Annotated in this window: 18 protein-coding genes and 1 pseudogene; 9 read left to right on the forward strand and 10 right to left on the reverse strand. The window is 64.1% G+C overall.

Annotated elements, in window-relative coordinates; all coding sequences use genetic code 11:
• Window positions 1-36: 36 nt before the first annotated feature.
• The gene (pspA, locus tag B8446_RS10690; RefSeq protein ID WP_048849443.1) at window positions 37-771 is read right to left on the reverse strand and encodes a phage shock protein PspA; all 735 of its coding nucleotides are present in this window, start codon (window positions 769-771) and stop codon (window positions 37-39) included.
• 109 nt (window positions 772-880) lie between these two features.
• Between pspA and pspF the strand changes: the two genes are divergently transcribed.
• A complete protein-coding gene (pspF, locus tag B8446_RS10695) occupies window positions 881-1,960 on the forward strand; it encodes a phage shock protein operon transcriptional activator (RefSeq protein WP_048849446.1) in 1,080 nt (359 codons plus the stop codon).
• A gap of 1,031 nt (window positions 1,961-2,991) precedes the next feature.
• Here pspF and B8446_RS10700 read toward each other — a convergent pair.
• Entirely contained in the window at window positions 2,992-4,317 is a 1,326-nt protein-coding gene (locus tag B8446_RS10700) for a UDP-glucose dehydrogenase family protein (protein WP_199484102.1), read from the reverse strand.
• A 236-nt stretch (window positions 4,318-4,553) separates the two neighbouring features.
• Between B8446_RS10700 and B8446_RS10705 the strand changes: the two genes are divergently transcribed.
• Window positions 4,554-6,326: an HAD-IIIC family phosphatase gene (locus tag B8446_RS10705; RefSeq protein WP_048849448.1), complete on the forward strand. Its 1,773-nt coding sequence runs from the start codon at window positions 4,554-4,556 to the stop codon at window positions 6,324-6,326.
• A gap of 4 nt (window positions 6,327-6,330) precedes the next feature.
• Here B8446_RS10705 and B8446_RS10710 read toward each other — a convergent pair whose 3' ends face one another.
• Together B8446_RS10710 and B8446_RS10715 are read right to left on the reverse strand one after the other, a co-directional pair.
• Window positions 6,331-7,821 carry a glycosyltransferase family 2 protein gene (locus B8446_RS10710; RefSeq protein WP_048849450.1) on the reverse strand — a complete coding sequence of 497 codons (1,491 nt, stop codon included), beginning with the start codon at window positions 7,819-7,821 and terminating at the stop codon, window positions 6,331-6,333.
• Window positions 7,822-8,021: 200 nt separating this feature from the next.
• On the reverse strand, window positions 8,022-9,782 hold the full coding sequence (locus B8446_RS10715; protein WP_241767744.1) for a hypothetical protein: 1,761 nt from the start codon (window positions 9,780-9,782) through the stop codon (window positions 8,022-8,024).
• Between the two features lie 226 nt (window positions 9,783-10,008).
• Between B8446_RS10715 and B8446_RS10720 the strand changes: the two genes are divergently transcribed.
• Both B8446_RS10720 and B8446_RS10725 read left to right on the forward strand, forming a co-directional pair.
• The gene (locus tag B8446_RS10720; RefSeq protein ID WP_048849452.1) at window positions 10,009-11,253 is read left to right on the forward strand and encodes a multidrug effflux MFS transporter; all 1,245 of its coding nucleotides are present in this window, start codon (window positions 10,009-10,011) and stop codon (window positions 11,251-11,253) included.
• A gap of 60 nt (window positions 11,254-11,313) precedes the next feature.
• Entirely contained in the window at window positions 11,314-12,900 is a 1,587-nt protein-coding gene (locus tag B8446_RS10725; RefSeq protein ID WP_048849454.1) for an AMP-binding protein, read from the forward strand.
• On the opposite strand, the pseudogene B8446_RS16775 reads toward B8446_RS10725, so the two are convergent.
• A pseudogene (locus B8446_RS16775) lies at window positions 12,853-13,053 on the reverse strand (acyl carrier protein); the annotation flags it as partial. The gene B8446_RS10725 and the pseudogene B8446_RS16775 overlap by 48 nt on opposite strands.
• Before the next feature lie 99 nt (window positions 13,054-13,152).
• Here B8446_RS16775 and B8446_RS10735 point away from each other — a divergent pair.
• On the forward strand, window positions 13,153-14,223 hold the full coding sequence (locus B8446_RS10735; RefSeq protein WP_048849457.1) for a hypothetical protein: 1,071 nt from the start codon (window positions 13,153-13,155) through the stop codon (window positions 14,221-14,223).
• A 35-nt stretch (window positions 14,224-14,258) separates the two neighbouring features.
• Here the strand turns inward: B8446_RS10735 and B8446_RS10740 are convergent, their stop codons facing one another.
• The 5 genes from B8446_RS10740 to B8446_RS16255 form a co-directional block, all read right to left on the reverse strand.
• Complete coding sequence (locus B8446_RS10740) at window positions 14,259-17,372, reverse strand: efflux RND transporter permease subunit (RefSeq protein WP_048849543.1); 3,114 nt, start codon at window positions 17,370-17,372, stop codon at window positions 14,259-14,261.
• 11 nt (window positions 17,373-17,383) lie between these two features.
• Window positions 17,384-18,484, reverse strand: coding sequence for an efflux RND transporter periplasmic adaptor subunit (locus B8446_RS10745; protein WP_206742559.1), 1,101 nt, complete (start codon window positions 18,482-18,484; stop codon window positions 17,384-17,386).
• 125 nt (window positions 18,485-18,609) lie between these two features.
• Window positions 18,610-19,797 carry a TolC family protein gene (locus tag B8446_RS10750; protein ID WP_053053823.1) on the reverse strand — a complete coding sequence of 396 codons (1,188 nt, stop codon included), beginning with the start codon at window positions 19,795-19,797 and terminating at the stop codon, window positions 18,610-18,612.
• 320 nt (window positions 19,798-20,117) lie between these two features.
• Window positions 20,118-20,969, reverse strand: a complete 852-nt coding sequence (gene aroE, locus B8446_RS10755) for a shikimate dehydrogenase (RefSeq protein WP_048849460.1) — start codon at window positions 20,967-20,969, stop codon at window positions 20,118-20,120.
• A gap of 97 nt (window positions 20,970-21,066) precedes the next feature.
• Entirely contained in the window at window positions 21,067-21,294 is a 228-nt protein-coding gene (locus tag B8446_RS16255) for a hypothetical protein (protein ID WP_048849462.1), read from the reverse strand.
• Window positions 21,295-21,633: 339 nt separating this feature from the next.
• Between B8446_RS16255 and B8446_RS16260 the strand changes: the two genes are divergently transcribed.
• The 4 genes from B8446_RS16260 to B8446_RS10775 all read left to right on the forward strand — a co-directional run bounded on the left by B8446_RS16260 (window position 21,634) and on the right by B8446_RS10775 (window position 25,891).
• Window positions 21,634-22,611 (forward strand): ABC transporter substrate-binding protein, encoded by a 978-nt coding sequence (locus B8446_RS16260; RefSeq protein ID WP_206742560.1) that lies wholly within the window; start codon window positions 21,634-21,636, stop codon window positions 22,609-22,611.
• 3 nt (window positions 22,612-22,614) lie between these two features.
• Window positions 22,615-23,397, forward strand: coding sequence for an ABC transporter ATP-binding protein (locus B8446_RS10765; RefSeq protein ID WP_048849466.1), 783 nt, complete (start codon window positions 22,615-22,617; stop codon window positions 23,395-23,397).
• Window positions 23,394-24,941 (forward strand): ABC transporter permease, encoded by a 1,548-nt coding sequence (locus B8446_RS10770; RefSeq protein WP_048849468.1) that lies wholly within the window; start codon window positions 23,394-23,396, stop codon window positions 24,939-24,941. The genes B8446_RS10765 and B8446_RS10770 overlap by 4 nt, the downstream gene beginning before the upstream one ends.
• 608 nt (window positions 24,942-25,549) lie before the next feature.
• The gene (locus B8446_RS10775; protein ID WP_084712268.1) at window positions 25,550-25,891 is read left to right on the forward strand and encodes a DUF1488 family protein; all 342 of its coding nucleotides are present in this window, start codon (window positions 25,550-25,552) and stop codon (window positions 25,889-25,891) included.
• Window positions 25,892-26,059 lie beyond the last annotated feature (168 nt).

The following is a 26,059-nucleotide window of genomic DNA, read 5'->3' on the forward strand; positions in this document are numbered from 1 at the left end:
GGTTGGCCGGTTTCGAACCCGGATCAACATGTCGGCTTACGCCTCGTCGTTGTCCAGACCGTGCGTCTCGCTCTCAGGGGTTCGCGTCGCCGGCACGCCCGACCGGCGATCCGCCAGACGCCGCTTCAGGGCCGCCAGTTCGTCCTCGACGGCCACGTCACTCTCGAGCGAGGCTAGTTCGTCACGCAGGCTCGGCCCCTTGCGACGGCCCAGATCGTAGACTTCGGCCTTGCCTTCGAGTTCGTCCAGCGCGCGCTCGACCTGCTCGAAGCGGGAAAACGCGTTTTCCATCCGGCCGTCATACAGGGTCTCGCGCGTCTTCAGGCGCCCCTGCGCGGTCCGGTGACGCATGGCAAGCGACTTCTCGCGCGACTTCGCATCGGCGAGCTTGGACTGGAGCTTCGCGATATCGTCGTTCTGGTTTTCCAGCCCCTCGGACACCTGCGCGATCTGCCGCTCCAGCGATTCGCGCGACTGCACGACCGCGTGCCGGGCCGCAAGCGCGCCCTTGGCGAGATCTTCGCGGTCGCGCGACAGGGCGAGTTCCGCCTTGCGCTGCCACTCGTCCTCCTCCTGCAGCAGGGTCCGGGCACGGCGCTCGAGCTGCTTGCGCTCGGCGATGGTGCGCACGGCCTGGCTGCGAACCTCGACGAGCGTGTCCTCCATTTCCTGGATGATGAGGCGGATCATCTTCTCGGGATCCTCGGCGCTCGCCAGGATCGCGTTGAGATTGGAGTTCACGATATCCGCCAGGCGGGAAAAGATACCCATAGTCATGGTCCTCTGAACAAAAAAGTGGTCTGTTACGCCGAAACTGGTGTCACGCGGCGCATCTATCGGTATCGTTTGCAGGCCGCATGAAGGGGTTACAGGCCTGAAGATGGTGGAACTTGCAGAAAGCTTCGATGTCCCCACCCCGATCGGGCAGGCGCCATCCTTCCTGGCGATGCTCGATCATGTCTCGCGGCTGGCACCGCTCGACCGATCGGTTCTGGTGATCGGCGAGCGCGGCACCGGCAAGGAACTGATCGCGGCCCGCCTCGCGCTGCTGTCGGGCCGATGGGACAAGCCGCTGATCAAGCTCAACTGCGCGGCCCTGTCCGAAAGCCTGCTCGATTCGGAGCTTTTCGGCCACGAGGCCGGCAGCTTCACCGGCGCCCAGCGCCGGCGCCTGTCCCGGTTCGAGCGCGCCAATCACGGCACCCTCTTCCTCGACGAGATCGCAACCGCCTCGCTGGCCGTGCAGGAGAAGCTCCTGCGCGTGATCGAATACGGAAGCTTCGAGCGCGTCGGCGGCAACGAGACGATCGAGGTCGATGTCCGCGTCGTCGGCGCCACCAATGCCGACCTGCCCGCCATGGCGGCCAAGGGGACGTTCCGCGCCGATCTGCTCGATCGCCTCGCGTTCGACGTCGTCGCCATTCCGCCGCTGCGCGATCGTCCGACCGATATCCCGATCCTCGCCGAACATTTCGCCCGGCGCATGACGGCCGAACTCGACCGCAAGCTGTTCGCAGGCTTCGCGCCGGGCGCCCTGCGGACGCTGATGAATCACGACTGGCCCGGCAATGTGCGCGAGCTGCGCAACGTCATCGAACGCAGTGTGTACCGGATGGAGCGCACGGAACGCCCGCTGGACGAGATCATTCTCGACCCCTTCCGCGCCGTGCGCAGCATGCGTCCCCTGACCGCGCCCGCGCCATCCGTTCCCGAGGCAGCGGCCGCGCCCGTCGCGCGCCCGGATCCATCCGGCGACGGCGAGACCTTTACCGACCGGGTTCGGAATTTCGAGCGACGCATGCTGGAGGACGCCCTCATGGACGCCCAGTTCAGCCAGCGGCGCGCAGCCGAGATTCTCGGGCTGACCTACTACCAGTTCCGCCATCACCTGCGCCTGCACGGCCTCGCGGACAAACGTGCGCGTGCGGCACTGGGCAGCGGACAACCCTCTCAGATCTGACATCCCATACATGCGCACCTCCACAGTGCTTTTAATGCATGACGCGTGCCAGTTTTCTCCAGATGGATAACAGCACAGGGAAACAGGGCTTTCAGGCCACCGGGGCCCGAAACAGATCGCTTGCCGTAATGGCAAACATCGCCAGAAATAATGCGTATTGTGGCCGGAATTGCCATTCTGCGCCATTCCACTGCCCGGAACTCCGCGCGGGAACGTCTGAAGGACAGCTGTCCGATCGGGTTAAAACATGCAGGTAGCTGCTGGAATAGCCGCTTCAACCGTGGACAGCGAGGCTATCGACGCGAAGCGTTGACCCGATCGTTGCACCAGCCGCCAATAGGGCCCTTTAGGCACTCCCTTCCGACAACCGCCGCGCCAGCGCGGCTGCAAGCAATTGCAAGGTTAAACTACGTCCTCTCGTGAGTGCGCTCCCGTCGACCGATGCTCTCATCGCGGACGACGCCAGTCAGGTGCGGTCCGCAGGGGCGTCAGACAACCGTGTCGTTGGGATCGGACCACGTTTCGCCTGCGAGCACGACGGACGATCAGGATGCGACACCGCTTACCGGTGAACAGCAGCCCATGCCGGGCAGGACGAACCCTCGCCCCTTCATGCGCCCGGACACGACAGCCACCCGATGCCAGTGACGAAGCGGACGATCGTATGTGACGCAGACGGCTGCGGAACGCTCCCCATGCCTGTCAGCACGGCGTCATGGAACAAGCTCGAGCTTCGGCCGATCATGGAGCGTCGTGCCAAAGATGAAAACCGCGTTAGCCAGCGGAGCCATGATCCGGGCAATGCCGTATTCTCCGGGGCAGGAACGCGAACGACCTCGCGATTCCAACTTTGGCCCCGCTGAAGCATCGCGTCGAACGCGTGATCGGCCAAGTTGGATCAGGACAGACCCGCGCTGTCTCAAAACCCGCTCAGCACGCACGCCGGAAGCCTTGTTCCTTACGCCCGAAGAGCGCGAGGCACATGACCCGTCGCGCGTCGCGCCACCCTCTCGTGGCGGCCTGCCTCGATCCTAGGAGCGGCCGATCGACGAATAGGTAAAGCCGGCATCCCGCATTGCATTCGGATCCCAGATGTTCCGCAGGTCGGCAACCGTACGACCCCGCATCGCATCGGCAAGTCGATCCGGCGGCAACGCGCGGAACTGGTTCCATTCGGTTAGGACGACCAGCACGTCACACCCTTCCGCCGCTTCAAGCGCGCCGGCACAATACTGCACCTGCTCCGGCAGCAACGGCTTCGCCTGGGCCATACCTTCCGGATCGTAGGCCCGGATCTCGGCTCCTTGCGCCGCCAGCGCACGAATGATCGGGATCGACGACGCCTCGCGCATGTCATCGGTATCAGGCTTGAACGTCAGGCCCAGCACACCGATCCGAAGACCGGCCACATCGCCCCCGGCAAGCGCCACGATCCGCTCCGCCATGGCAAGCTTGCGTTGCTCGTTGATGGCGATCGTCGTCTCGATCAGCCGCGTCGGCGCACCGGCATCGGCCGCGATCGCCGTCAGCGCGCGGGTATCCTTCGGAAAGCACGAACCACCATAACCCGGGCCCGGATGCAGGAACCGTCGGCCGATCCTCTGATCCAGCCCCATGCCGCGCGCCACGTCATGCACGTTGGCGCCGACGCGCTCACACAGATCCGCCATCTCGTTGATGAACGTGACCTTCATGGCGAGGAACGCATTGGCCGCGTATTTGGTCAGTTCCGCCGTTTCGAGCCCGGTGAAGACGATGGGCGTCTCGATGAGATAAAGCGGGCGATACAATGCCCGCATGACCTGCTCAGCCGCCAGGCTCTGCGGTTCGCCCGGTGCTTCCACACCGATGATGACCCGGTCTGGCCGCAGGAAATCACCGATCGCGCTGCCTTCGCGCAGGAACTCGGGATTGGACGCCATCGAAAACTGCAGGGCAGGACGGCATTCGCGCACGATCCGCGCGACCTCACGCCCCGTTCCCACCGGAACCGTGGATTTCGTGACGATGACGACCCCGTCTTCGGCCACGCCCGCGATCTGGCGCGCCGCTTCATAGACGTAGGTCAGATCGGCATGACCGTCTCCACGGCGCGTCGGCGTCCCCACCGCGATGAACACGGCCTGCGCACCGCGCACGGCCGCGGCAAGATCGGCGCCGAAGGTCAGCCGGCCAGCTGCGGTATTGGTGCGGACGATCGCTTCCAGACCCGGCTCGTAGATCGGAATATCGCCGGCCTGCAGCGCCGCAAGTTTGGCCGGATCGGTTTCGACGACCGCGACCTCCGTCCCGAACTCGGCGAAACACGCGCCCGACACCAGTCCGACATAGCCGCCGCCGATCATGGCAATGCGCATCGACATCCTCCCAAGGCACCGCGATACGGCACCACGATCATGATGCTGTCCCTATGCCTGCCGGATGCGCATCTGTCATCATGGGGGGCATGTATCCGACCTGCCCGGACACACCGGGTGACAGCATTGCCTGCCGCGTCGTAGAGTTCCGCAAAAGAGTGACCAGCAGCCCGTCGGGCACAGGCTCATGCCTGCGGACCCATACGATGCCTGCGCGATGAAAGAGACGGATCGTCATGACTGAAGCTGTACGTCTTGTGATCTGGGACCTCGACGAGACCTTCTGGAAAGGCACGATTACCGAAGGCGGCGTCCAGGAAGACAGCCATTTCGGCCATATCGTGGAAGCACTGGCCAAACGGGGCATCATCAGCTCCATCTGTTCCAAGAATGATTTCGACCGCGCACGCGAGGTGCTCGAGCGGATGGGCGTCTGGCAGTATTTCGTCTTCCCCAGCATCAACTGGGAGCCGAAGGGCGCACGCATCGCCCACATTGTCGAACAGGTGCAGCTCCGCGCGCCCACGATCCTCTTCATCGACGACAATCCGATGAATCTCGAGGAAGCGAAATTCGTCGTCCCCGGCCTGCAGGTCGCAGACGAGACGATCATTCCCACGATGCTCGACAATCCGCTCTTCGCCGGCAAGGACGACCCGTCGATGAAGCGGCTGGCCGATTACAGGCTGCTGGAGACCAAGAGCGAGGCGCAGGAAGCCATCGGCGGCGACACGCATGCGTTCCTGCGCGACAGCCGGATCCGCGTCGAGCTGGAATACGACATCGAGAAGCATATCGATCGCGTGATCGAACTGATCAACCGCACCAACCAGCTCAACTTTACCAAGATCCGCCTTCCCGATGACCAGGAGGCCGCCCGGGCCGAAGTGCGCGCGATGACGGAAGGCTATGATTGCCACACCGGCCTCGTGCGGGTGCGGGATCGCTTCGGCGACTACGGCTATGTCGGCTTCTTCCTTCAGAGAAAAGGCGCGGGCTACAACACTCTGCAGCATTTCTGCTTTTCCTGCCGGACCCTGGGCATGTCGGTCGAGACCTGGATCTATCGTCAGCTCGGCCGGCCGGAGCTGACAGTCCAGGGCGAGGTGATCTCGGACATTTTCGACGAGAGCAACCCGTGCGACTGGATCAGCTATTATCAGGAAGGCCAGGACGACGCACAGGCCGAGATCGCCGGAGAGGGCGGGATCCTGCTCTGCGGTGGCTGCGATCTCGAGGCAGTCGCCCATTATGTGCAGCCCGTGACGCGCAATTTCCGCCTGTTCGCCAATACGATCCGCCACGGCGGCGAGATCCGGCGCGATCACTCGACCATCGTTGCCTGCTCGGCGGCCCCGCTGCCGCAAGGCGTCAGCGACTGCCTCGAACAGAGCGGCTATACGCAGGATGATCTGTCCCTCGATTACGCCAGCGGCGCATACAGCCTGGTCGTCTTCAGCTTCTGGGGCGATCTGTATTACCGCACATATCGCCAATACGGCGGGGACGCGGTTCTCACCTATACCCCGTCAAATCTCGGCTACAACGATGTCCTGTCGTTCTACGAGCCGGATCTGCGGGGCCGCGGCGTCCCGGACAGCGGTATCGCCGCTTTCCGTTATGCCAAGGCCAACCTCATCCATAACGGACCGAGCGACGAGAAGCTGTTCCTCGGCAACCTGCGCCGGATCCTCTCGGCGATCCCGCCCACGACGCAGATCGTCCTGCTGGCAGCCACGGAACGGCAGCTCGAACCCGCGATCCTGCAGCGTCATCGGACGTTCAATGGCTGGCTTGAAGCCGCCTGGCGGGAGTTCGACAACGTCGCCGTTCTGCCGATCGAGACCTTCATCGAAGACGATGCCGAGCAGGTCACATCGACCCACTTCACCCGTCCGGTCTACCAGCGCCTCGCCGCCCGCCTGAAATCCTATTACCGCGAGATCGAACGTCAGGCCGCCCAGACCACAATGACGGCAGAGACGACGGAGACCGTCGCCGCCGAATGATCGCTTACGCGTCCGGACCGCGCAGCCAGATGGGGAAGCAACCGGGGAAGGCGTCGATCAGCACCTGCTGATCGGCGCCAGACAGCATCGCGAAGACCGCAGCAAGCGCCTCGCCCTGTTCGATCGCGATATCGGTCAGCCCGCTGCGGACGCCATCTGCCGAAAGGCCGCGACGGGCCAGAGCCGCGATACCGCCGACGCGGGTCCGCACGACATCGGTTGCCTCGGCCGGCCGCAGCGTGAACTGCTCCCACCCCTGAACCTGCTGCCGGTCGAACGTGACCTGCCCGTTGAACGGAATCGCTGTCATGTAGCGTCCGTTGAACGGAAGTTGCAGGGCGATCATGTCCGCGCCCGCCGGAACGGCACGCAGCGGCATGAGACCGAGCATCAGGCCGATCTGCCCCTGATCGAACGCGCCCTCCCCCTGCCTGACGAGCACGACCCAGTCCGCGATCGCAGGCCAGCGGAAGGCAAAAACGCTCTCCCATCCGACGGCGCCCGGCGCCTCGGCCTCGAATGTCTCGGTGGGAATGGCCCGCAGAGCGTGCTGCGCCACGTCGTAGACAATGACTCCGCTTTCGCTGCTGTGAATGGTGAAGGCCTCCGCAGCCTCACCGCGATCCACAAGGCCGCTGTCCCCCGATGCGGCGTTCAGCACGCCGGCGAGTTGCGCGCGCAGGATCGTGCGCGACCAGAGTTCCCTGTACAACCGGTGCATGAACGGCGCGGCAGCCCCTGCATTCCCGGGGACATGGATCGCATCCTCGTTGCGATCATGGGTACGCCACCAGTCGGCAAGCCCGTCCTGGGGCAGGCCGCGCGTGCGGTCCAGAAAATGGGCCATGCTGCGGCAGGCGTATTTGCGCACGCGCGCCCCATGCCAGTTCGGCTGGATCCGGGAGCCTTCGTGAATGACGGCGGGACTGCCATAGGACATGGCGATCCGTTCGGATGGCGTGCCCCAGAATGGCGTCCCGACGGCCGCGGTATCGATCGCACGCGTGCGGTAGAACAGGCTGGCCCGTTCATGCAGGAAGAAATCCGCTCTGGCATGACGGTCGTAGGCCTGCAGCGGCGACACACGCGGCCGGCGCACGTTGCTGCCCGAGCCGAACACGCACCAGGAAAAGGCCATGGCATCCGCATCGCCAAGCCCGTCGAACACGTTGCCCAATGCCGCACGTTCGTCATCGAACACCACGAACTCGTCGATCTCGAGGATCCCGATCCAGTCCGCCGTCTGACCATACCGGGCGAGCGCATCGCGGATCGCCGCATCACGACGCTCTGCCTGGGGCAGGCCGGCATCGGCGCGCAGCGGATGGACACGCCCGGTCAACTGGGCTGCCTGAAGGATGGCCCATGTCCCATCGGACGAGAAATTGTCGTAGATGATCAGGGTGCTGATACCAGCCGCAAGATGATGGGAAATCCACCATCCGATATCATCAGCCTCGTTACGAACGAAGGTGAAAGCGGCAACGCGTCCCATCAGACTCCCTTTCCATGCCCAGCACTCGGTCTCGGCTTCCCTGGCAGGAATTCCCAAGGATCGTCTCCGGACGCGATTCCGTAAGTATGGTGTGCAAAATTAGGGGAGATTTTTCTGCGGTCAATCATTGCCCGGGAGACGTCAACAGACTTGCTTTCGGTCTGCACGTCTCTCCGGGAGAGAAGAGAAAAATCGCTTTATCAGTTGAACGGCATGTATCGCAGCGAGAAGAACACCATATTATCGTTCGTGTGAGGCGTGCCTCCCACACCCGAGAAGGAGTCGACATAGGTGTAGGAATATTGCGCACCTACGCGCAACGTGCCGTAGTCACCCTTCAAGTAGTTCCACCAAAATCCAACTGTTCCCTGCGCGACCTGATGCAAGCTGGTTTGGCAGAGCGAACTCGAAGCACCTTCGATATCGCAGCCCGACACGTTATAAAGCGGATTCCCATAGCCATAGTGCTTGCTACCGACATTGAATGATTCACTGGAGCGAACCTCTTCAAGGCCACCATAAGCATAAGCCTGCAAGGCCGGCGTCACGTTACCATAGAGGCCAACGAGAACGTTGGCGGCAGGCAACGGCTTCGTATGGCCCTGCTTGTCGAAGGTGAAATCAGGGATGTTCGACGTGCCGTAGCGCCCGATCCCTGTACCAACCAGGCCGGACGCCTGAAAATTGATCTTGTGCTTTTTCTCAAGAGGCAATATGAGCCCGCCCCCGCCGCCACCGGCAACAGTTGTATGGCTATCACCACTCCCAAGATAAGATACCCGGTCGTGTTCGAAGCGTAACACTCCGGTCATTTCATAGTGACCCCAACCCGGATCGAATGCCAGCTTACCAACGACGTCCGGCGCCACGTCAGTCGTATAATTTGTATCCGGATTGTTCACGTTGACGCCGGCTTCCTGATACGTGACTGCAGTCGCACCTGTCGGCGTATAGACACCCCCGGAACCTGCGCCGACAACGCCCTGCGGATTCTCGATTGAAATCGCAGCGTGGATCTTGTGGTCGTCAAAGCCTTTCACAATACGAAGCTGCGAATTCCGCGTCCAGTTAAAGCCAGGAATATACTGTGCGTCGATCGATAGCGGAATCTGCTCGTCACGCGCCGACATGCCATGGTTGAACATGGTGATCAACGACCAGTTCTGGCCGAACAGCATCTGCAGATCATCTGCCTGATCGATCAGCTGGCCGTAAAACAGGCGTGCACGCAGAACGTAGGAGTTCGACTGCCGAGAGTTCGAAGACGAGCCCGCCCCCTGAAAGTCGGTCTCGACATATGCTTCGGTCCGAAGGTTATCGGTGATGTTACCCTGCGCAAGGATCGAGAAGCGACTTTGGCGTTCGGACTGGTGGAACTCGTTCATATGATATTCCGGACTGTTTCCGTAAGGAATTGACCCGAAATTGGATGAGATATCAGACACATCGTTTCTAGAACGATACATTGCGGCCATCTCGGCGAATCCGCCTAGCGTCACGCGAACACCGCCGATCTGAAGCTGGCCACGATGCAAGGGACCGTATTGCGCCTGGAGATTAGTCGCAGAGTGAGGCGTCCCGGTAATCGCAGCATAAGGTGTCGCTGCGTTCGACGGCGGCAGGAGCGGCGCAGTGGGCCCGAAGGGTGCGATATGGGTGCCACGCATTCCGGAGGGGCCGTTTGCCTGTGCCGTATAACCGTTGCGAACGGCATACGGGTTGGTCTCTGCGTCTTCGCGCTGCTTCGCGAGAACTGCACGAGCCTGTCTGACCTCTGCGTCATGCTCGTGATGCATCTGCACGAGCTGTGCCTGCATCGCGCGGATCTGCTTTTCCATCACCGCCATCTGGTCGGTGCTGGCGGCACGCGCATGGCCCGCGCCGATTGCAAAACTCATGAGAGCCGTGGTCGCCATGAGCCGCGTGGAGCCGCGGGTCAACGATCGCGCCTTGAAGGTCATTGCCGTTTCTATGCCCTGTCAACGGTCCGGGAGGTGCCGGACGCCGGGTTGCGTTGGGCGGGTCACTAGGCGAGTTTTTTTGCGCCCGGTGCGAAGGTTTCATGACAGGGGTATTTCATTTATGTGACAGCACGCAGAGCGCGGCAGACGGCCGCGCAAAACAGGCGTAAGACGCCGCGACGCGCGCCTCGGCGCATCCCGCCCTCTCGTCGGATTCCCGGCTTCCGTGTCATATTCGCAACAGTCTGTGCCTGCGGCCATCGCCCTTTCCGGCCGCAGGATCGCGCTCCTCGGCCTGGTCAGCGCCATCGGTCCCGTGTCGACGGACATGTATCTGCCGGCTTTCCCGGCTCTCGAGCATGATCTGGGACATGGCCCCGGTTCAGCCCAGATCACGCTGACCACATGGTTCGTGGGGCTGGCGATCGGACAGTTCAGCATGGGCCCGATCTGCGACCGCTTCGGACGGCGCACGCCTCTTCTGGTCGGCCTCGTCGTCTACGGGATCGCCTGCGCGATCGCGGCCCTCACCACCAGTTTCGAACTGTTCTGCTTCCTGCGATTCGCAGCAGCGCTCGGCGGATCAGCCGCAACGGTGGCGCCGCGCGCCATCGTGCGCGACACCGCGACCGGTCATGAAGGCGCGCGCATCATGGCGCAGCTCACCCTCGTCTTCGGCGTCGGACCGATCCTGGCCCCGTCGCTTGGCGGCCTGCTGCTGCAGTTCGGCAACTGGCGGCTGATCTTCTGGGCCGGCACGATCTTCGCGGCCCTGATGCTGCCCTGGTGCTGGCGCGACCTGGCGGACACGCTGCCGCCGCAGATGCGACGCGAACTGCGGCCGGTGGCCATCCTCGCGCGCTACATCGGCCTGTTTCGCGAACCGGTGTTCATGTCCACCGCGACCCTGTCGAGTTTCTCGACGTTCACCATGTTCGCCTATCTCGGAAGCGCTCCGATCCTGTTCGAGCGCATGCTCGGCTTTTCGCCGCGCGGCTTTGCGGTCTTCTTCGGGCTGAATGCCGCGGGCTACATCCTCGGCACCCAGATCAGCGGACGTCTCGCCCGCAAGGTCGGTCTGGCACGCCTGATGGAGCGCGGCATCGCCTCGGCGATGACCGGCACGGGCCTGCTTGCGCTGACATGTGCCACCGGTCTGCTGACGTCCCAGACACCCTGGCCCATCTGCGCCCTGATCATGTGGACGACCGCCTCGCTCGGCTTTGTCGGCAGCAACGCAACCGTGCTCGCCCTGACCCATCATGGCCATCAGGCCGGATCGGCATCCGCGCTGCTGGGCACGCTGGCATTCAGTATCGGCGGGTCGGCCAGCATCCTGATGGCCTATCTTCCGGCGCACTGGCTCAGTGCAACGGGCATCGGAATGGGCGTCGGGACGCTTGGGATGGCGCTATGCGACGTCTGGTGGCGTCATGCGCGCAAAACGATTTCTGATGGTCATGCCAATTGAGGCGTATTATAGGCTGATTAAACGGTTCTTTAACGATTCTTGACAAGGCGATGACGTCACATGACTGCGGATGTGGACGCACTCGATCGATTCATCGCGTCATCTTTGCATCATGCAGATCACGTCGCCGTCTCGTGCGATGGCGACGAAACGTCCTACGGCGCGCTCGACCGCCTGGCGCGGCAGCTCGCCGCATCGATCGCCACACGCGCTCCCGGCAATCCCAAGGTCCTGATCGTGCTGCCGCCCGGAGCCGCGGCCTATGCAGCCATGATCGGCACGGGACTGGCCGGCGGCGTGTATGCGCCGGTCAATTTGCGCGCCCCGCAGGACAAGCAGCGTGCTGTCTGCGTCCGTTTCGCGCCGGATGTCATCATCGCGCATGAACGCGACTGGAAGGCGTTGCAGGCGGCAGCCCCCGGAGCGGTCCATCTGGACCCCGATGCGCTACCCGACATCGCACCTTTCGAAGGGCGCGGCACGCGGCATCCGCTCGCCTATGTCATTCACACCTCCGGCTCGACCGGCGTGCCCAAGGGCGTCGAAATCCCGCGCGACGCCCTGAACCACTATGTCGCCTGGATCGCGCATGGCGTGGGACCGACACCCGCCGACCGGCTTTCGCAATACGCCAATATCGCGTTCGATCTCAGCGTGCTCGAGATCTACTGCGCCCTGTGTTTCGGCGCGTCCCTGCACCCGCCCGGCGGCATGGGCGACCGCCTGCTTCCCGCGCGGATGATCGCCCGAGAGACGATCACGATCTGGGTCTCGGTGCCGAGTGTCGTCGGCCTGATGGCGCGGGCGGGCGAGCTGACGCCCGGGAACATGCGCTCCGTCCGGCGTTTCGTCTTCTGCGGGGAGCCACTGCTGACGGAACAGGTGCGCGCGCTGTTCGACGCATGTCCGGACGCCGTGGTCCAGAATACCTACGGCCCGACGGAAGCGACCGTCTCCATGACGTCGTTGACGCTGACCCGCACCGATCTGCCGCGATTGTCCCGCCGAGCCGTCCCCATCGGCTGCGCCATTGAGAACATGGGACTGATCCTGAACGGCGGTCCCGATGTCGACGAAGGCGAAATCGTCCTCACCGGCCCCCAGCTTGCCCGCGGCTATGCCCATGACGCGCTGGCAACCGACCGCGCCTTCCGCCCCGTCGAGACGCCGGCCGGTCCGCGACGCGGCTATCACACCGGCGACTGGGCCCGCAGGATCAACGGGGAAATCCATTTCGAGGAACGCATCGATTTCCAGATCAAGCACAAGGGCTACCGCATCGAAATCGGCGAGATCCTCGATGCGCTGGCGCGGTGCGGCCATGCGGACGCCTGCGTCTTCGCACATGACGGACGCCTGATTGCCCTGATTGAAGGCCGAGGCGATCCGGATGTCACGCGCGGGGCCGTCGGATGGCTGATCGATCCTCATGCCGTGCCGGACGTCGTTCGCTTCGTCGATCGCCTGCCGCGCGGCGAAACCGACAAGATCGACCGCAGGGCCGCCGTCTCGGCCTTCGTGTCAGCCGATCATCCGGTCGATCAGGGATGCGAAATCGCCCACGCAATCGATCGCATCGATGTCGCGGTTGCGCAGCACAATGCCGAACCGGCTCTGCACGGCCAGTATGATATTGACCATCTGTAACGAATCCCAGCCGGGTATGTCGGCGGCCGTGGTAGCGGGCGTCACACCATCGGCCCGGGCCCCGAACGTTTCGCGCAGGATCGCCTTCAGCCCCGCCATGCCCGGGCTGTCCTGGAAAGATTCCACAGCCCGTGTCCCGTTCGTATCCGTCATGTTCGATCCCGTCAGTCAGGATGGAGATTTGCCCGTTCACACGATGCCCGCAAGCCCCGCTGCCTGACACCGGACGTCGTTTTTCCTCCAGTGAGTTTCATGACAATCCCATTTGATCTTTCGCACGACGCCCTGCGCAACCTCGTGACCGCTCCGGGCGCCGATATCGCGATCACGCACGCACAGAACGACGGCATGAGCCTGCGCGCGGTCTGGCCCCATCCGGTCTCGCCGCGCCTGACGGTCTTCCTGAACGCAAGCGCACCATGCGTGGTGAGTGTGCATGGCGACGAAAATGCGTTGGCCGAATGGCACCTCCAGGACCCGCGCGCCTATACGATCGACATTCCGGGACCGGCCCGGCAGACACTGGACCTGCGACTGGAGATGACGCCTGCCGCGGACCGGTTTCCGCTGGTGTCGCTCCGGCTGGCACCGGCCGATCTCGTGGACACGGACGCGAAGCAACAGGCCCTGCCGGAAGCGTTTGCGGATTTCGCAATGCTGGACGACGCGAAGCTGATCAGGAGCTTCGAGAGCATCGGCAACAATTGCGAACTCGGGATCGTCCAGCGTCAGCTCGGCACCGAACCGCTCGATCTATACCGGTTTTCGGCCGTTCCGCTGGGCTGGATCCTCTACGGGATCGACCGCGCGTTCGAAAACATCGACGCCTCCGATGCGCATGAGGTCACGCTCGAACACCGGCCCGACGGCCAGCATTACTACTATGTCTGGCAGCGCGATTATCGCATCCAGCACGAGACCGGGATCCGTCAGGACCTGAAATCGCCGACCGCCATGAAGCGCGAAAGCATGCGTCGGATGCACTATCTCGCCTGGCGCCTCATGGGATCGCTGAGCGAGGGCGCACGTATCCTGACCTACCGGAGCGAACGCTGGCTGGAGCCGGCCGAACTCCTAGCGTTCTCCGACTGCCTGCATCGGCATGGTCCGGCATTCGGCCTTGTCGTGCATGAGGCTGATGCCGATCATCCGCCGGCCGGACCGACATGGATTGCCCCCAACCTCCTGCGCGCGACCCTGCCGCGCTTCGCCCATCCGGCCTGCGTGGTCGAGACGATCGAGGTCGAGCCATGGCTTGCCCTCTGCCGCGAGGCCTATCAGCTGGCGGCAACCCGGCGTGCGGAAAGCCCGCACCAGGCCTGATCTGCTCCGCCGGAGTGCCCCGTCATAGCGCCCCGTCAGATCCGCTGGCGGCGGCGCTCGCGCCAATGGCTGAGACGGATATAGAGCGAGGGCAAAACAAGCAGTGTTAGGATGGTGGACGAGACGAGCCCGCCGATCACGACCGTTGCCAGCGGTTTTTCGACCTCAGCCCCTTCGCTGGTCGAAAACGCCATGGGGAAGAAGCCGAGGCAGGCCACAAGTGCCGTTGCCATGACAGGCCGGAAACGCTCGCGGGCCGCATCCACCGCGGCCGTGACCGCATCGATGCCGGCCCGGCGCTTCTCCCGCACATATGAAATCAGCACGACGCCGTTCAGGGTCGCGACACCGAACAGGGCAATGAAGCCGATGCCCGCGGAGATGCTGAACGGCATCTGCCGGATGAAGATCGCGATAATGCCGCCCGTCGCCGCGAACGGCAGATTGACGAACACGAGAGCCGCCAGCCACGCGTCGCCAAGGGCCACGATCAGCAGGCAGAAGATCAGCGTCAGCGTGATCGGCACCACGATCTCGAGCCGTGCCACGGCCGTCTGGAGATTGCGGAACTGGCCGCTCCAGACGATGCGGTAGCCCGGCGGGAGCGGTACATCCCGTGCGACGGCAGTCTGCGCCGCCGCGACGAAGGACGCGAGATCGCGGCCGCGCACATTGGCCTGCACCATCATCCGGCGCTCGCCCTGATCCCGTCGGATCGCGGCCGGCCCGTCCTCGAGCTTGATGCGCGCCACCTGCGCCAGATCGATGGTGTGATCGTCCCGCGTCAGGATCGGCAGGTGACGGATATCGTCGAGCGTGTCCCGATCGCCCGGCGCGATACGGACCTCGGTCGGGATCAGCGCCGCATTGACCGCAACGGGCGGTCCGACATGGCCGCCCACGGCCTCCACCACGTCCAGCACCTCGGACGTATCGACGTTGAGACGTCCGGCGGCCGTACGGTCCACGTCGATATGGAGATAGGGAATGGTGCCGACATCCTGCGGCGCCACGTCGGCTGCACCTCGAACGGCATTGACCGTGCGGGCAACACGGGCCGCCAGACGCGACAGCGTCGCCATGTCGGGGCCGTAGATTCCAATGGCGACCTGCGACCGCACGCCGGACTGGAGGTCGTCCATGCGCATCTGGATCGGCTGGCTCCAGTTGTAGAGCGAGCCGGGATTGTGTTCCTGCAAGGCCGCATTGAACGCACGGACCAGCCCTTCCTGCGTGCTCGCCGTCTTCCACTGGGAACGGGGCTTGAGCAGGATGTAGCTGTCGGTCTGTTCGCCGCCCTGCGGATCGGTCGGGATCGACGACGTGCCGGTGTTGCTGACGATCGTGCGGATGTCGGGAAAGGCGCGCAGGGTCCGCTCGATCGCCGTGACGGCCCGCAGCGAGGCATCGAGCGAGATCCCCGGCAGACGGGTGGAGGTGACGATCAGGTCGCCCTCCTGAAGCTGGGGAATGAACTCGCCGCCCAGCCGCGTGGCCATGACCACCGAGACGGCAAAGATCGCGATCGCGATGATGCTGATCCGACCGACATGGGCGATGCAGTACCGGGAGGCCGGTGCGAAGCCGCGACGCAGGAACGCGATCAGGCGCGTATCGTGCGGATCGGCCTGAGGGCTGGCGCCGGCGGCCCCGCCCGCGTGATGCGGCGGCGTCGCGTGCGACTTGCGCAGGAGCAGGGTGGAAAGCGCCGGAATGCCCACCAGCGCGAAGATCAGCGACGAGATCAGGGCCAGGATGACCGTCTCGGCCATCGGCCGGAACATGCGCCCTTCGATGCCTTCCAGGGTCAGGATCGGCAGATAGACCAGAATGATGATGAGAATGGCGAAGGTAACGGGCTGCGCCACCATGCCGACAGTGCCTGCGATCCGCTCCCGAAGGGTTTCGCCGGGCCGCACCGGGCTGCTGATGACGCTTTCGACGATCACCAGCGCGCTGTCGACGATCATGCCGAAATCGATGGCGCCGAGACTCAGCAGATTGGCCGAGATGCCCAGATGGTTCATGCCGACCATGGCGCAGACCAGCGAGAACGGAATCACCGATATGATCACGAGCGACGCACGCCAGTCCCCGATCACGACCAGCAGGACCGTGAACACGAGGGCCGCGCCGAGGATCAGGTTGTCGCGCACCGTCATGACGGTGACGTTCGTTAGCGTGGCGCGGCTGAAATACGGTTCAAGGCGCACGCCGGGCGGCAACGCGTTCTGGATGACAGGCAATCGCGCCTTGATCCGGGCAAGCGTCGCCCGGGCGTTCGCGCCCTCCTGCAGCAGCACGACGGCGCTGACGATTTCCCCGCGTCCGTCGCGCGTCACGGCGCCGAGACGCGGCAGCTGCCCTTCCCGCACGCGGCCCACATCGCGCACATGAACCACATCGCCGTTCGGACCGCTGCGGACCTGGACGTCGCCCAACTCGGTCAGATTGTCGATCAGCGACCGGCCGACGATGACGTGCTGCTCGTCATTGTGCTCGATCCATGCGCCGCCCGCCGCCTCGTTGTCCTGATCGATGGCCTGGAACACATCGGAGACCGAGACACGGTACCGGCGCAGGGCGGCGGGATCGAGTTCCACCGCAAACGTCTGCGTGGCGCCACCATTGACGTTGATGTCCACGACGCCGGGAATCAGGCGCAGCTTCGGCGCGACGTTCCACGTCATGATCCGGTTCAGCGCGGCCGGGGTCAGGCCGCCGCCCATCACCTGAAACTGCATGATCTCGCCCATGCCGGTCGCCATCGGGCCCATGCCTATGGACAGCCCATGGATCGAGACGGCATCGCGCGCCTGGTCGAGGCGCTGCGCCACCATTTCCCGATCGCGATAGATGTCGGTCCCGTCGGCAAACTGGAGATAGATGACGGCAACACCCGTCCGGGACACGGACCGCATGCTGGCCACGCCTACCACAGCGGACATGACGTTTTCGATCGGGGTGGTGACGAGCCGTTCGACCTCCTGCGTCGGCAGCCCCGGCGCCTGGATCGAGACCAGCACCTGACGGGGAGAAATATCGGGAACGGGCTCGACCGCAAGACTACGCAAATCAGCGATGCCCGCGATCATCAGCAGCACGACCGCGCCGAGGATGATGCCTCGTGCCGCAAGCAGTCTGGACATGAACGCCACGCTCAGCCGGCCCGGGCCGTGTCGTGCGGTGCGCTTGCAGGCTTATCCGGCTCCGGATTGAGCATGGCCTGCGACTTGAGCATGAAGCTGCCTCGCGTCACGACCGTCTCTCCCGCCGAGACCCCGGACGTCACGACGGTCTGGCCATCCAGTGCCGGACCGATAGCCACGTGCCGGGCCTGATAGCGCTCCGGCGCCACGCGCACGAACACGCAGGGCGCATCGGCGATGGTCTGGACAGCGGCCGACGGCACCAGCACGCCCGAAACCGGCTGCCCTTCGAACAGCCGCGTCCGCACCAGCATGTCCGGCCGCAGGCGGTGACCAGCGTTGGACAGCAGGCTACGCACCAGCACATGCCGGGTCGCTGGATCGACGCTGCCTTCAATGATGTCGATCCGGGATTCGCTCGGCGGCCGATCGGGACGGATCCACGTAAGCTGCCGGTTGCCGGTCGCAAGATCGCCCACATCCGCCTCGTCGACCTGCGAGATCACCCAGACTTTCGTCAGATCGTCCACTTCAACCGGCACCAGCGTCCCGCCCGTGACCTCCTCGCCCGCCGCGATCGAGACATGCCGCACGATGCCGTCGATCGGGGAGACGACCGAAGACCGGATCCCACGCGCCAGCTCGGTCGGGGATGAGAAGCGCGCCATGCGCTCGCGCTCGTTGCGCACCACGGCCAGGCGTTGCGCGACGAGGCCGCGCGCATCCTGCAGGCGCGCATGGCGTCGCGCGGCCTCGCCCGCCGAAACCGCACCGCCGGTCAGTTCGCGCCCGCGCTGATCGGCCAGCGCCGCGTCGCGCTCCATCGCCTGCGCCTGCTGCAACGCCGCTTGTGCGGAAGCAAGCTGCTGCGTCTCGTCGCTGAGGCTGAAATCGTCGTAGGTGAACAGCGTCTGGCCGCGTCGGACCGTCTCGCCCGGGCTGACCAGAACCGCAACCACGCGTCCCAGCCCCACGGGGCGAATACGCGTCGTCCGCCGCTCGTCCAGTGCCACATAGGCCGACGCATCGATATGGCCCGGTAAGGCGCCGGTTCGCGCTTGTGCCGTCTCGATGCCCTCGGTCGCCAGGGCAGCGTCAGAGATCGCGATCATGCCGGCCGGCCAGCGCTCCTGCGCACAAGCCGGCCCAAGACCGCCCATCGCGAGGCAAATCATGAGCAGTGGCCCGCACAGTGGCGCTTCGCAGAGCGAGGAACGCCCCATGCGCAGTATCGATGTCATGGGGTCTGTCCTGCCATCAGCATCATGCGGACCATCGAGGCATGCCAGATGACGTCCGCCTGGGAAGCCCGCTGCCGCGCATCGAGGGCGGCCCGGCGGGCGCGTAGATACTCGATGATTGGCGTCTCACCGACGCGCCATGCCTGTTTGAGATGGGCTGCGCGGTCATCCAGCGCCGCCTCCGTCGCGCGGGAATGGCGCAGGATGTCGAGCGCTGCCGCAAGCTGGGACCGGGTCTGCCGGTATTCGACCGTTACCTTGCGGCGCGCCAGTGTCGCATCGCGCTCGGCAGCGCCCATGGCCCGCACTTCCTTCATCAGCATGGGCGTATTGCGGGCGGCACTCGGCAACGGCACGTTCAGGACGACCCCGATCTGGGTATCCCACGGGCTTCCATACTGTTCCTGGCGCGACACCTGCACCCCGACATTGGGATCGGGCATATAGGAACGCCGCGCGAGTTCGTAGGACGCGCCGGCGCCGCGCGAGATCGCATCCGCCATGACGATGCGCGGATCGCGCGCAGGATCGAGCACGAGCCCCGCCGATGACAGGACATGGCCGTCGAGCGCCATCAGATCGGGGATCGCGTCATGCCCGGTCAGGGTCTCGAGTTCCGCACAGGCCGTCTCGAGCCGCTGCTGCCGCTCGGCGCGACGGCTGTCCAGATCCTCCGTCTCGGCGACCACGGCGTCCTGATCGGCGGAGGCGATCTCGCCCGCGCGCAGGGCGCGCCGCGTGTCGGTCATGACCTTCGACAGCATCCCGCGCACGGCATTGAGATTGTCGATTTCCCGCGTCAGGGCCGTCGCCGTGCTGGCCAGATCGAGCACGCGCACGGCTGTCGCCAACCGCTCTACCTTGACCCGCGCACGGGCCACGGCTTCGTCCGCGAGCGCATTGCGGACCGAGGCGCTCCCCTGCCCGGGCAACCACAGCGGCACACTGATGCCGCCCTGATACGTCGTGTAGCCGACATGGCTTCCGATGAAATGATCGTCGAAATATTCGCCCGACAGGGTCGGACCGGCCGGAAACCAGGAATCAAGCGCGTTTGCGGTGCGATGGGCCGCCTGCATGTCGATTTCGGCGGACCGGCTGTTCGGATCGAGCGCCCAGGCCGCCTGGATGGCATCGTGGAGCGTCTCGGCGCGCGTGCCCTGTGCGAACGACAGACCGACCAAACACGCAACACGTCCTGTCAGCCAGATTCGTGTCCACAGCCTCGCACTCACAACCATGAGCCATGTTCATAAGGACTTCTCATGCGCCAGGAATAACAAATCTTGTCACGACCTTAAAATGGCCGCAATGAAACACCAAGCATGCAGTGCCCGATTTGCAGCCGGCCGATTTCTACTGGCGAAATCTCATTCCGCGCTTGTCGTACTTCATCTTCGACATCCCGTGTCCGTGATGATGCCCCCCCCTATTCCCGGGTATCGACGCAGATCGTTCCGGCCTGTCATGCGTAACGCGGACAGGCCAGACTATCCTTGGCGCCTCAGACGCCGAAGATATCGGCCAGTGTCTTGTGCATGACCTTTTCGTCGAGTGTCCGGCCGAACAGGATCTGCGCACCGACGATCCCCTGATTGACCAGCATTCCGAGGCCGTCGAGCGTGGTGCATCCGCGCTCACGGGCCATCCTCAGCAGGCGCGTCTGCGGCGGATTGGGAATGACATCCGCCACGACGAGCCCGTCGTGCAACGAAGCGGGATCGATCGCGGGCATGGCCTCCGCATCGCCCAACCCGACCGAGGTCGCGTTGATCGCAATGTCAGCGCCTTCCGGCACGGCAGCGTCCCCTTCCCAGCGGATCGCGGACGCGCTGGCATCGCTGTTCTCGGTGACCAGACGGGCGATGGCGTTCGCCTTGCCGTGGTTGCGATTGACGATCGTGACGTGCTCGGCCCCGGCCAGCGCCAGTTCAACCGCGATCGCCCGGGCCGCGCCGCCCGCGCCGAACAGGACGGCGCGCTTGCCCTTCGGATCGGTCACCGTGCGCAGCGAGGCGAGGAAGCCCTTGCCGTCGGTGTTGTTGCCGATGAAACGGCCATCCTTGATCTGCACGCAGTTCACGGCCCCGATGATCGCGGCCGAATCCGCCAGTTCGTCGAGCAGTTCGATCACGGCGACCTTGTGCGGCAGCGAGCAGTTGAACCCGATCCAGCCCATGGCCCGGGCCCCGCGCACTGCGTCCGCCAGCCCGTCCGGCTTGACGTCGCAGTTGATGAAGCGCGCATTCATCCCGGCCTCCTGATAGGCCGCTTCCATCATCGCGACAGTCGGATTGCCGCCGGACGGGGTCGAAAACGAGCCTGTGAGGATGGCGTTGAAGTTACGCTTGGTCATGGGTCGTCATTCTCCGCTGCAAAAATCGCGGCCGATCATGCCGCACTTTGCAACATTCGTGATGACCCGGCGCGAACACAATCGCGCCAGCATGCCTTTACATGGCGAGCAGATTGAACTTCGCGATCAGCATCCACATGGCCACGATCAGCAGCGCGCCCACCAGGCACAACGGCAGTACCAGCCCGGTGACGAAGCTCCGGATCAGCCCGCGCACCTCGGATCGATCGGGGTCGCCGATGCCGTTGAACCGTTCGATCGCATCCGCATCCTCGTCGGCGGGATCGACCGCATCACGTTCTTCGAGCCATTGCCTGTCAGTCATGGTGAAACCCTAGACCAGAAAAAACCTGATGGAAATCGCCTTGGGAACCCAGGCGCGAGGCAGAACCTGCGACGACAGAACAGCAGTCTTCCTGCTTTCGGCGCAATAGCCGGCACAGACACGCTGTCATCCCGAACCTCGTGGCAGACAGATCATGTCACGGACGCACTTCGATCACGGGTCGTCGCACCCGGGTGTTGCGGTGTAAACCGCCCGGACCAGTGGGCCGCGGCGCCAACCGCCCCGTTGATCACCTGTTGTTCAATGTCCTGCCGCCTTGCCCCCCCCTCCAGAGCGAACCGTCCGATGATCCCATCTTTCCGAAAGTCTCCGGTGCCGATGCCTGCGCCAGCGCGCCGCCTGACACGACGGACCCTACTCGGCACCGCCGCGGCAGGCATGGCCATCCGCACGCCGCGCGCACGGGCCGCCACATCGCCGCTGCGCCTGCAGGGGATCTGGACCAACGATCCGGAATCGATCGGCTACTTCATCGGGATCGACGAGGGCGACTACGCGCGCGTAGGGGTCGACCTTGCGTATCTGCCGGGCGGTCCGGAGCTCATTCCGGAAGGATCGCTGCTCGGCGGCCGATCCGACATCGCCATGCTGTCGATGATCAATGCCGCCCAGGCCGTCTATCGCAAGGGTGCCGATTTCCGGATCGTGGGCGCGCAGTACCAGAAGAACCCCGATGCGGTCATCTCGCTGGCCCAGTCCCGCATCAACGGGCCCGCCGATCTGAAAGGTCGGACCGTCGCCTGTCCGCCGCTCAGCCTGCTGACGTTCCGCGCCCTGCTCAGGCACGCCGGCATTGCCGCCGACGCGGTGCGGATCGTCCCCTACACGTTCGATCCGACGCCGCTCATCAACGGCGAGATCGACGCGATCGTCGACTACATGACGTCGCTGCCGTGGGTCATTGAAAACACGGGCGGAAAGCCCGCGCATTATTTCATGATTTCGGATGCGGGCCTGCCGCTCTACTCGAACGTGCTCGTGACGACCGGCGACACGCTGGCCGCACGCCGCCATGAGATCGAAGCCCTTCTCTCCGTGTCGCGCACGACATGGACGCGCAACTTTCAGGACCCGACAGTCTACCCCAAGCGGTACGCGCAGACATGGTTTCGCCGCAGCGGACTGTCGCTCGCGGCGCTCGTTGCGCAAAATCGCGCGCAGCAGCCACTCATGAGCGGACGCCACGGCTATTTTGCCCTCGCGCCCGAGGATGTCGCCCAGAATATCGCGACCCTGCGTCTTCTGGGGCTTCCAGCCACGTCGGCGCTGTTCGATCCCTCCCTGCTCGCCGGCTGAACGATGACGGCCGTGGTCCCGCCGGACATCGACATCACGGGCGTCGGCCGGTCCTATCGCGGACGGAGCCGGACGACCGACGCACTGCGCGACATCGACCTCTCGGTCGCACGCCATGAATTCGTAGCGTTTCTGGGCCCGTCGGGATGTGGAAAATCGACGCTGCTGCGCCTGATGACCGGGCTCGATCAGCCCGATGTCGGCACTATTCGATTGCGCGGCCAGTCACCTCGGACATTCCGGCGCACGGGCGCGCTGGGGATCGCATTTCAGGATCCGGCCCTCCTGCCCTGGCGCAGCGTGGCGCGCAATCTGGCCCTGCCGCTTCAGGTTCTCGGGCGCCGCGTGCGACCCGCCGACCAGGCCATTCGCACCCTGTTGAAACGTGTCGGCCTGGACGGATACGAGGATGCGCTGCCGGGACAGCTTTCCGGCGGCATGCGCCAGCGGGCAGCCCTCGCCCGCGCCCTTGTCACCGACCCGTCCGTTCTCCTGCTGGATGAGCCTTTCGGCGCACTCGATCAGATCACGCGGCGGATGCTCAATATCGAACTGCAGCGGATCTGGTCATCGCAACGCATCACGACCGTCCTGATGACGCACGGCATCGACGAAGCCGCCTTCCTGGCCGACAGGATCGTCGTCATGCATGCGCGCCCGGGCCGCATCGCCCGGATCGTCGATGTCCCCTTCCCGCGCCCGCGCGATCCGGCGCTTTTCGGACACCCCGATTTCACCGCGTTCTGTGAACATCTGATGCATGCGATGCAGGCACCCGGCCCGTGATCGCGCAGGGTCGCTCCCGACAGTTTCTTGCCCTGATTGCGATTTTCCTGCTTGTGGGCCTGTGTCAGATCATCGGGCAGTCGGGCCATTCGCTTGTTCCCGCGCCACTGGCCGTCCTGCGACAGCTCATCACCGACTGGCCACTCTACAGGATTCACGCAGCAGCAACCCTGCATCGGGCCCTTCCGGGATTTGCGATCGGCGCGTTCACGGGGTTTGCCGCCGCTGCCCTGTTCTGCCTGGCACCGCGTGCGGAGGACGTCGCGCGCGAGACGAACATCGTGATCCTGACGATGCCGGCCATCGTCCTGAGCCCGCTGCTGGCGCTTTGCTTCAGCGGCAATACGCCGCAGATCCTGCTGGCCGCCCTGCTATCCTATTTTCCTTGCATGGCCGCGACATTGCAGGGATTGCGGGGCATCGACCCGAGATGGGCTGACGTCATCGCTTCCTATGGCGGGAGCCCTCTGGCCGTCTTCGCGCATGTGCGGATGCGCGCCTGCCTGACGGTCGCCCTGTCGGGACTTGCGATGGCTTTTCCCGTGGCCATGACAGGTGCGGTCCTGGGCGAATTCGGCGCCGGCACGGATGACGGCATGGGGGCTTTTCTGCTGACGGCCCTCGGACAGGCCGACAGCGCGCGTTTGTGGGGTATCGGCCTTGTCCTGTCGTTCTTCTCCCTTGCCGGACATGCGGTTTTCGCTTCTTTCGGCAGGACGCTGGCCCACAGTGAGCGACCGGTCACGATGGCCATCGATGAAGAGGTGTTCGAACGCGCTCCCGGATGGACGCCCCGTATTGCGCGTCTCATATCCATAGGCCTGCCGCTCATTCTCTGGATCGGGGGCCTTCACGCGCTTCGCCTCAACCCGATCGTGGCGCCCGGCCCGCTTCATATCGCCCGCGCGCTGTTTTTCGATCCGGATGCGGGCGACCGCCGGGCCGCGATCGCGCATGCGCTCGAGCAGACACTTCCGCTCGTGGGTTTGGGGCTTATCGGCGGGACCGGTGTCGCGTGCCTGCTCGCAGCCGTCGAAGCCATGACGCCTGTCGTGGCGCGCATCGTCTTTCCCGCGGCACTCCTGGCCCAGAACATGCCTGTCATCGCTCTCGTGCCGCTGATCATCGGGATTGCGGGACGAGGTCAGGCCAGTGCCGTCACGATCGCCGTTCTGGTCACATTCTTTCCAGCCTATGTCATGATCTCGCACGGATTGCGTCACGCGCCCCGGCCGGCCCTCGATCTGGTGGAAGCCTATGGCGGCTCGGCCGCCCGCGCATTCTGGCTCGTGCGCCTGCCTGGCGCGCGCGCATCGGTGTTCACAGCGATGAAACTCGCCATGCCACAGGCCCTTCTGGGCGTCATGGTCGCGGAATGGCTGGTAACCGGGACAGGGCTCGGCAACCTGATGAACGAGGCCCGGGGTGAACTGGATGAAGACACCGTCTGGGCGTGTGCCGCACTCAGCATGGCGCTTTCGGCCGCGATCTATCACCTTCTGGATGGCGTCAGCGCGCGTTCAACGCCCGGCGGGACGCGCTAAAAGCAGGCGGACGAGCCCACCTGTTCCACCAGGGATCACGGTCCGCTTCGATGATGGACCCGCAGCGCGACGATCGCGAAAACACATCGGCCTGCCATCGCAAAAAACTCGACATGGGGACCAGGACCACGCGCGGGCAAGTAAAACGGTCTCCAGACCGCGCCGCTTCCATGCCCGCCCTGCCTTGCTCAGGCAGAACCCGGCGCAATTCCGACGCCCCGACCGGAACACGCACGCCAGCACCCACTTCCGACAGTAAGCGGAGTTCGAAACAGAGACGAGCTGCTACGCTTATGCGTATCCCCGCTGCCATTCCGGGCCGAATTTCGATACGGCAACAATGAAGGCATCTCCGATCGACCTGTTTCCGCGCCTGCGTTTCGGGTTTCGCACTGGCCGCGTGGGTGCCGGATCATCAATGACGTCATTGGCAGCAGAATAAATGGGAAGAATCCTCTTTCTTTCCTGCAATAAAGAGTACAGCGAGAGATACGGATTATATGAAGAAATCCCTAGGGCCATTTCAGCCTCCTGTTGATTTATTTTATATAATGGAGTTAATATAAATTTGTAAGTGAATATCTATAATAAATATTCCAGCCCTCAGCATGGAAGAATCCATTATGACCGAATGCAATGAAGGCTCTATTGGGTTCGAAGTTCAGGACGGCATTCGCCGCGTCCGGTGCTTTGTTTCACGTGAAGCGCTCGAAGGGGCGGCAGGCCTTGCTCTTCCCTCGACACCGTCCTCGCGGCAGCTTTCGTTCAATCGCTTCCGGATGCTGATCAATTCGGCGGCCAAGGCTAAACTGGCCCGGAACCCGCTGAAAACCGGTGACCACCTGACGCTGGAATGTGAGGACCTACGGGTCATGCCGGCAGAAGCGGGCGTTCCCCTCTTCGGCACGCAGAAAACGCACTACACGCCTGCCACACCCCGACAGCTGTAAAACACGCCGGACAAACAGCCTATGTGAGATCGGGAACAGACGACCCAGGAATCTGCGCTAGCCGGACTGCAGATGCAGGATGGCCGTCGATTGGTAAGACCTGTACCCAAACAGGCTGCAGCGCAATGAATCCACGCCGGATGCTTCAGACAGCCGCCCGAAGCACGC

Origin of the sequence: Tanticharoenia sakaeratensis NBRC 103193 (assembly GCF_000963885.1) — a bacterium.
In the GTDB taxonomy this organism is placed as follows: domain Bacteria; phylum Pseudomonadota; class Alphaproteobacteria; order Acetobacterales; family Acetobacteraceae; genus Tanticharoenia; species Tanticharoenia sakaeratensis.